The sequence below is a fragment of the Micromonospora sp. NPDC049799 genome (assembly GCF_040656655.1).
Taxonomy (GTDB): Bacteria; Actinomycetota; Actinomycetes; order Mycobacteriales; family Micromonosporaceae; genus Micromonospora.
Genome location: NZ_JBFAMU010000654.1, coordinates 1 through 2,362 on the forward strand (window position 1 = coordinate 1; position 2,362 = coordinate 2,362).

3 protein-coding genes are annotated in these 2,362 nt (G+C 74.0%); all 3 read right to left on the minus strand.

The annotated features are described in order from the left end of the window. On the minus strand, positions 1 to 320 hold a 320-nt coding region (locus AB0I76_RS27805; protein WP_357041467.1), incomplete at its 3' end, for a Rho termination factor N-terminal domain-containing protein. Between the two features lie 295 nt (positions 321 to 615). Beyond that, positions 616 to 1,554: a homoserine kinase gene (gene thrB, locus AB0I76_RS27810; protein WP_357041472.1), complete on the minus strand. Its 939-nt coding sequence runs from the start codon at positions 1,552 to 1,554 to the stop codon at positions 616 to 618. Positions 1,555 to 1,625: 71 nt separating this feature from the next. Beyond that, positions 1,626 to 2,362: MFS transporter (locus AB0I76_RS27815; protein WP_357041469.1), on the minus strand; the 737-nt coding region annotated here is incomplete at its 5' end.

Consider the following 2,362-nt stretch of genomic DNA (forward strand, 5'->3'; position numbering starts at 1 on the left):
GCCTCCGGCCGCTCGGCGGTCTCGCGGACCTCGGCGTGGACCTCGTCCCGGGCAGGTGCGGCGGCGGCCGCGACCTCGGCCCGCGGTCGAGGGGTCCCGGCGGCGGCGCCGCCCTGCCGCTCGGAGATCGCGCTGATCAGCTCGCCCTTACGCATGCGAGCCGTGCCCGAGATGCCGAGCGACGCGGCCAGGCTCTGCAGCTCCGGCAGCAGCATCGCCGACAGACCGGTGCCGCTGCGCCGACGACGGGCGGGGGCGGCAGTGGTGGCATCGCCAGCGACGTTGGAAACATCCGACGTCACGTCGGTGGTGTCGCTCAATGGATTCCTTCCCTCGATAGGCCGGGACTGCCCGGGGTCGACGAACAAGGTGGCCGGGCGGCCTCGGTGCACCCGCCTCGCAAGGACGCGTCGCGGGAGTCTGTGACACAGCAGCCGGTCGGTCTTCCGACTCACCGACATCGGTGAACGGATCTCGCCGTCTGCGGCGACCTGTGAAGACTGCGGTGCGGCGTGGGCCTAGGCAGGGGTGACGGGCTACCGCCGAGAGCTTCGGGGGTGCGCCGACCCGCAGGGAGATCGCATGCTTCGCGGCTGTGCTAAGTCTAGAGCGTAATCAACTCTTCCGACCTGCGGCAACAGGGTCCCGCTCCGCGTGTCCCAGTCTACCCCGGGAGACCCGGGCGCCGTGCATGTCTGTACCCAACTGCAGGACGAGCCAACCTGTTCCCGGGTCGAAAGCCTCCGGCGGCTCGCTCAGCGCCAGCACCGTCGGCCCCGCCCCACTGACCACGGCCGCCACATCCGCCGCACGCAACGCGCTGACCAGGGCAGACGTGGCCGGCATCCCCTCGGCACGGTAGTCCTGGTGCAGCCGGTCGACGGTGGCGGGCAGCAGCAGCGCCGGCTCGGCGGTCAGGGCGTGGACGAGCAACGCGGCCCGTCCGGCGTTCGACGCGGCGTCGCCGTGCGGGACGGTCGACGGCAACGCGGCCCGGGCGACCGACGTGAGACCGCGCTCGGCGGGCACGAAGACCGTCGGCCGGACACCGTCGGCGACCGGCAGTGACACCGCCCGTGCGCCCGACGGCTCCGTCCACGCCACCGTGAAGCCCCCGAGCAGGCAGGGGGCCACATTGTCCGGATGGCCCTCGATCTGCGCGGCGAGCCGCAGCACGGCCCGGTCGTCGAGCAGCCTCTCGCCGTCGACCACGAGCGCCCGGGCGAGCAGCACACCGGCGACGATCGCGGCGGACGACGAGCCCAGCCCGCGGGCCTGCGGGATGCGGTTGACGCACTCCACCGCCAGCCCCGCCGGCTGGCCGCCGAGCGCGTCGAAGGCGGCCCGCATGGCGCTCACCACCAGGTGCCGCTCGTCGGCCGGCAGCTCCCCCGCGCCCTCCCCGGCCACCGTCACGGTCACACCGCCGGGCGTCACCTCGGCGGCGACGTCGTCGTGCAGCGTGAGGGCGAGCCCGAGCGCGTCGAAGCCCGGCCCCAGGTTGGCGCTGGTGGCGGGGACCCGGACCCGAACCGGACCGGAGGCGAATGTCATCGGCACGGGCCCATGCTAGGGCCCCGCACCGACACCCCGAGCCACCGTCCGGCCGCTGGGACGGACGCCGGTCACCGGGCCACCGACGGGTCCGGCTCGGTGACCGGGTCGGTGAGGGAGAGCCCGCGGGTGGCGACCCGCCAGCCGATCGCGTACACCAGCGTGACCAGGCCGCAGCCGGCCAGCACCACCCGCTCGTCGACGATGTCCACCACCGACGCCACGACCAACTGGCTGACCGAGATGGCCAGCGTCGCCAGCATCATGTCGGTGGCGAACACGCGACCGCGCAGGCGGTCCGGCACCTCGCCCTGCAGGGCGAAGTTCGACATCACCCAGTTGCTGCCGCCGGCGAAGTGCGCGACGAAGACCAGCGCCAGCACCAGTGGGAACCAGCCGGCGACCGACGTGCCCAGGTAGGCCAGGCCGTACAGCGACATCGACAGCGCGAGCCCGGGCAGCAGCCAGGCACGGTTGCCCAGGACCCGCCGCATCAGGATCGGACCCACCAGCGCACCCGCCCCGCGTACGGCGAACAGCAGGCCGGCACCGATCGCGCCGACCCCGTACAGACCGGCGAGCAGCGGGAACACGGTCAGCACGCCGTTGCCCAAGCCGACCGCCGACTTCACCGTCACCAGCGCCAGCACCCGCGGGCGGTGGGCGATGTAGCCGAGCGCCTCGCGGACCGCCGCCCACGTCTGCTGCGCAGGACGGCCGGCGTCGCGGGGTGCCTGCAACGGCCGGCGGATCCGCGCGGCGAGCACCGCGGCGAGCACCAGGCCGACCGCCGCCACCCAGAAGCAGG